The sequence below is a fragment of the Desulfococcus sp. genome (genome assembly GCF_050178255.1).
In the GTDB taxonomy this organism is placed as follows: Bacteria; Desulfobacterota; Desulfobacteria; order Desulfobacterales; family Desulfococcaceae; genus Desulfococcus; species Desulfococcus multivorans.
Genome location: NZ_JBFXGG010000172.1, coordinates 1 through 4,557, shown reverse-complemented (window position 1 = coordinate 4,557; position 4,557 = coordinate 1). Strand labels below are relative to the sequence as shown.

The window sequence follows — 4,557 nt, the reverse complement described above, 5'->3', positions numbered from 1 at the left end:
CTGAGTTCCCTGACTGCCTTGGGGAGAGCGGTTGTATCCACCGCCCTGAGCATTCTGAGGCCCGACATCGTTCCGGGACCCCAGCATCTGCATGTTGTTGGCAACGATCTCCGTCGTATAGCGTTTGGTGCCGTCACGGTCCTCCCACTCCCGGGTCTGAATCCGACCCTCGATATAAACCTGCCGGCCCTTGGAAAGGTATTGGCCGCAGATTTCGGCCAGTTTCCGAAATGCAACGATACGGTGCCATTCAGTCCGCTCCCGTTTTTCCCCGGTCTCCTTGTCCCGCCATTCCTCGGATGTGGCTACGCTGAAGTTGGCGACGGCCGAGCCGTCCTGAAAGTAACGGATTTCCGGGTCCTGCCCCAGCCGGCCAATAATGATCGCTTTGTTGACTCCCGCCATGGTTATCTCCTTTGTTGACGCCGGAAGAGAACGACGAGGTCAATCGGTTCTCCCTCCGGGCGATGTTAAACGGTTTATGGTGTAAACTCCGGCCGAATGACGTCACATACCGCCCATCAGTATTCGATGAAGCGCCTGTTTGTCAAACGGATAGATCCCGGGAGCTTTCGGCCGATGCCCCCTTTTCTCGGGACGCATCAAAAGTCGCTTGCATTTTTTGTCAATTGGTTTAGAGTAATCATAAAGAATACAAATTGTTGAGATGCCGTACTTCCGATCTGAGGAGATATTTCAAGCTGCTGATGCCAAAGGAATGGATGATGAGCAAAATGCCCCCGATGATTTTGATTGTGGATGATCTCCTTGAAAATATTCAACTTCTGACCTGCATTCTCCATCGGGAGGGCTATCGGATCTCCTTTGCCACCAGTGGGGTCGGACTGCCGGAAATCGCAGGAGACCTCCGACCGGACCTCATCCTTCTGGACATCGAGATGCCGGGCATCAAGGGCTACGAAGTCTGTCGGCGGCTGAAACGGGGGAAGGAAACGCGGGAGATCCCGGTGATTTTCATCAGCGCCCACTGGCGGATGCCCGAGGATGTTGTCAAAGGTTTTAAGGTGGGCGCTTCGGATTACATCACCAGGCCCTTCAGCAGGGCGGAGCTCCTGGCGCGGCTGAGGAATAACCTGGCGTTGAAATTCAGGACGGGAGAACTCAGGAATGCCTGCGATGAACTGGAGCGGCGGGTTCGGGAGCGTACGGCCGAACTGGAGCGTATTAACCTGCGGCTGGCTCTTGAAAATAAAGAACGGATTCGGACGGAACAGGAACTCCGGCGCCACCAGATGAAGCTTCGGTCTCTGACCGTGGAGTTGACCCTGATGGAGGAGCGTGACCGGCGCGAGATCGCAAGCGATATTCATGACAGCGTGGTGCAGTCCCTGGCGATGATCAAGATCGATCTGGGGCGTCTCAAGCGGTCGGTGAAGAACGCCGACCATGTGGCGGCCATCGACGGCATCATCCGTAATACCCGGGAGATCATCAAGGAAACGCGGGAGCTTTCTTATGAGCTCAGTTCGCCGATTCTCGACGAACTTGGACTTGCGGCTGCGGTCAAGCATCATATCGAAGACATCGCGGAGCGGCATGGTCTGACCATCGATTTTCATTGCACTGCCGACATCAAGATTCTGGATGATCCGACTCAAATCCATCTCTTTCGATCCATTCGGGAACTGCTTTTCAATGTCGTCAAGCATGCCCATGCCGCCCATGTAGACATCTGCATCACGCGCAATGGCGACCGCATCACCGTTGTGGTAGAGGATGACGGGGTCGGCTTTGACGCCGCCGAAAATCGTTTCAGCGCCGAGGGGGGTGGTTTCGGACTCTTTTCCATCCGGGAGCGCCTCTGTCATCTCGGCGGAGAGTTCGTCATCACCGCTTCGCCCGGCAGCGGCACTCGTGTGGTGTTGTCCGCACCGGTCAAATCGGAGTCGGTTTTTTCCTGCAGAGTATGATCTCGGGGAATCGCAATAGTATTTGACAAATTTGTTTTGGATACAGTATCTTGATCTACTTTTTTTAGATCAGGAAATATCTCGTATAGAACAACATCAACCCGTCATACCTGGTGTGAAAAGGAGTGAACATGGATTTTAAGTCTCATCTGGAAACCGCATGGCATCTGACGCTGAAATACATCGTGTCCCTGTTGCTTATAACCTTGGTCATGGGGGTGGTCAGTTTTCTCTCTCTCGGGATCCTGGCGCCGGTCACGATGGCCGGTTATATGCAGTCGATTCTGATGATGGTAAGGAGCGGACGGGAGCCGAAGATTCAGGACCTTTTTTCGGAAATGCGGCTGTTTCTGCCGCTTCTGGCCTTCGGCATCGTCGTGGCGATTGCATCGATGATCGGTTTTTCCATACTGTTCCTTCCCGGCATCGTGATCGTTTGCGGGGTGACCTTTGTCTGTCTGTACATGATGCCCCTCATGACCGACCGGAACTTTGGGCTGATCGATGCCGTAAAGGAGAGCTTTCGAATCGTGACGGGGGACGGGCTGATGGACCACGTGATCGTCGCGATTCTTTTCATGGGGATATCGGCCATCGGCAGTTCCGTATTCGTGGGGTGGCTTTTTACCCAGCCTCTGGCCACTGTGTTCCTCATGCGGGTCTATGAGGAAAAGGTCGCCGGCAATGCCCCGACGCCGCCTGCCAATCAGCCCCCATCTCCTCCGGAAGGCCCCGATAAGACCCGTGACAATTCGGAAGATGAGATCACCCTCAAATACAAGATGTGACGAAACCGCTTATCCTGGGCATGCCCCATGGTCTGCCGAACCAGGGGGCATGCCCTCGTGTTCTGTCGCCGATGGGGTTACTCGGCGAAAATCCTGGAAGCCAGTTGGATATCCTCGGGGCAGAACACAAAAAGGCATTTTTCCTCGGGAGAGGAAACGGACCCGTAGACGTAGTTGATGTTGATGCCTGCCTCGCCGAATCGGTTGGTGATCCTTGCCAGTTCGCCGGGTCGGTTTTCGAGCTTGACGGCGATAACCTCAACTGTGTCGAAGAGATAATCGTGCTTTTCCAAAAGTTGAACCGCTTCCTCGGTTTTATCCGTCAGGAGTCGGATCAGGGCGAATTCGGAGGAATCCTTTCGCATGGAGTTGTAGCTGGCGCTCGAGGCGATCCGCTTCAGGGATTTCCCACGGGCCTGAAACAGGGCCTGTACATAGGCCGAGGCATCCTGGATGGTGATGGCATCGATGTTGATGCCTGCGTCGGCGAAGAGGGTCGACAGCCGCCCCAACTCTCCGGGAACATTTTTTAGAAACAGCGATATTTCCGTTCGAACCATTTTTTCTCCTTTTTTTGAGAGTCATCCAAATCGTCGATCTGACCATAGACAATGTCAGATTTGAAGTCAACCCTATCCCTCTGCTTTCTTTCCGTTTCAAATCCCATACGCTGTTACCCGCCGGCGAAGGTCCGCCGATGTCTCTCCTCACATTCGTCGTCGAATATGATGATGAGATCGTTGGCGGAGGTGATCATGTTGGTTGATTCCAAAAAAAGATTGCTGCCTCTGGGCATTTTGTTCTTGACAAATGGACGACGATAAATCTAATAAATATCATTCATAAAATTTTCCCTTGCACATTGATTGACAGGTTGCCTTTGTCAAACAGGGTGGCATCAACGCCTATTTGGGTGCCAATCACGCCGATTCCACGGAAACAGATCCTATCGACAGCGACAGCGGTATGCGGGCTGGCCTCGAAATAAAACCCTTCACGGAGAAGGAGAAAAAATGACGGGACCATTACTCGAATTCAGGCCCGAGCAGGCAAAACCCCTGCTCCAGGAGGTCATGGAACGCTCGGGGCAGATGCTGACCGCCTGCTACCAGTGCCGCCGATGTGCGGCCGGATGTACGGTGGCCGACGAAACCGGTTTTTTCACCCCCAACATCTTGATTCGCACCGTTATTCTGGGCGATCGGGAAACGGCCCTCTCCAACCCTCTGGTCTGGAAATGCGTCTCCTGCTACACATGCGGTACGCGCTGCCCCAACGACATTCAGACCGCCAGAATCACCGAGACTCTCAAAAAGATGGCCAAGGAGGCACACATCGCACCGCTTCAGCCAAAGGTGGCAGCGTTCCATGACAGCTTTCTGGAATCGGGTTTGCGGTGGGGCCGGGTCAACGAGATGGAATTCATGGGTGTCTACGAAATGAAAAACATCATAAGAGAGGCGCGTGCCAGGAATTACGAGGCCATCGTCGACGAGTTGAAGACGCAGGCGAAGCTGGGTATGGCCATGTTCAGGCTGAAGCGCATGCATGCCGGTTTCATGACGACAAAAGGGCGAAAGGAAATCAAGGCGCTATATCGCAAGACCCGCAAAAAACCGGGGGTCTCACCCCGCGTGAACCCTTAGAGGAAAGAGGTAGATCATGGAAATCGCGTATTACCCCGGATGCTCCCTGAAACAGTCGTCCGCGCTGTACGATATCCAGAGCCGCCGGATTTTTTCCGAATTGGGGGTTGAGCTGAAGGAAATCGAGGACTGGAACTGCTGCGGCGCCACATCCGCCGGAAAGGTGGATGATTTTCTGGCCGTGGCCATGCC

The 4,557-nt window shown here is 54.0% G+C and carries 6 protein-coding genes; 4 read left to right on the top strand and 2 right to left on the bottom strand.

The window, feature by feature from the left end:
- A partial coding sequence (locus tag AB7S84_RS16640) for a single-stranded DNA-binding protein (RefSeq protein WP_428155874.1) occupies positions 1–405 on the bottom strand: 405 nt, incomplete at its 3' end.
- A gap of 317 nt (positions 406–722) precedes the next feature.
- Here AB7S84_RS16640 and AB7S84_RS16635 point away from each other — a divergent pair.
- Both AB7S84_RS16635 and AB7S84_RS16630 read left to right on the top strand, forming a co-directional pair.
- Positions 723–1,931 carry an ATP-binding response regulator gene (locus AB7S84_RS16635; protein WP_428155872.1) on the top strand — a complete coding sequence of 403 codons (1,209 nt, stop codon included), beginning with the start codon at positions 723–725 and terminating at the stop codon, positions 1,929–1,931.
- Between the two features lie 131 nt (positions 1,932–2,062).
- Positions 2,063–2,719, top strand: a complete 657-nt coding sequence (locus tag AB7S84_RS16630; RefSeq protein WP_428155870.1) for a hypothetical protein — start codon at positions 2,063–2,065, stop codon at positions 2,717–2,719.
- Positions 2,720–2,796: 77 nt separating this feature from the next.
- Here the strand turns inward: AB7S84_RS16630 and AB7S84_RS16625 are convergent, their stop codons facing one another.
- Positions 2,797–3,279 (bottom strand): ACT domain-containing protein, encoded by a 483-nt coding sequence (locus AB7S84_RS16625; protein WP_020877961.1) that lies wholly within the window; start codon positions 3,277–3,279, stop codon positions 2,797–2,799.
- A gap of 453 nt (positions 3,280–3,732) precedes the next feature.
- Here AB7S84_RS16625 and AB7S84_RS16620 point away from each other — a divergent pair, with 453 nt between their 5' ends.
- Together AB7S84_RS16620 and AB7S84_RS16615 are read left to right on the top strand one after the other, a co-directional pair.
- Positions 3,733–4,365 carry a 4Fe-4S dicluster domain-containing protein gene (locus AB7S84_RS16620; RefSeq protein ID WP_020877962.1) on the top strand — a complete coding sequence of 211 codons (633 nt, stop codon included), beginning with the start codon at positions 3,733–3,735 and terminating at the stop codon, positions 4,363–4,365.
- Between the two features lie 16 nt (positions 4,366–4,381).
- Positions 4,382–4,557 (top strand): heterodisulfide reductase-related iron-sulfur binding cluster (locus AB7S84_RS16615; protein ID WP_428155876.1); only part of this gene is annotated, 176 nt, incomplete at its 3' end.

Coding starts and splice junctions, on each gene's coding strand:
- AB7S84_RS16625 (WP_020877961.1), bottom strand. CDS start 3,279: ATGGTTCGAACGGAAATATCGCTGTTTCTAAAAAATGTTCCCGGAGAG.
- AB7S84_RS16620 (WP_020877962.1), top strand. CDS start 3,733: ATGACGGGACCATTACTCGAATTCAGGCCCGAGCAGGCAAAACCCCTG.
- AB7S84_RS16630 (WP_428155870.1), top strand. CDS start 2,063: ATGGATTTTAAGTCTCATCTGGAAACCGCATGGCATCTGACGCTGAAA.
- AB7S84_RS16635 (WP_428155872.1), top strand. CDS start 723: ATGATGAGCAAAATGCCCCCGATGATTTTGATTGTGGATGATCTCCTT.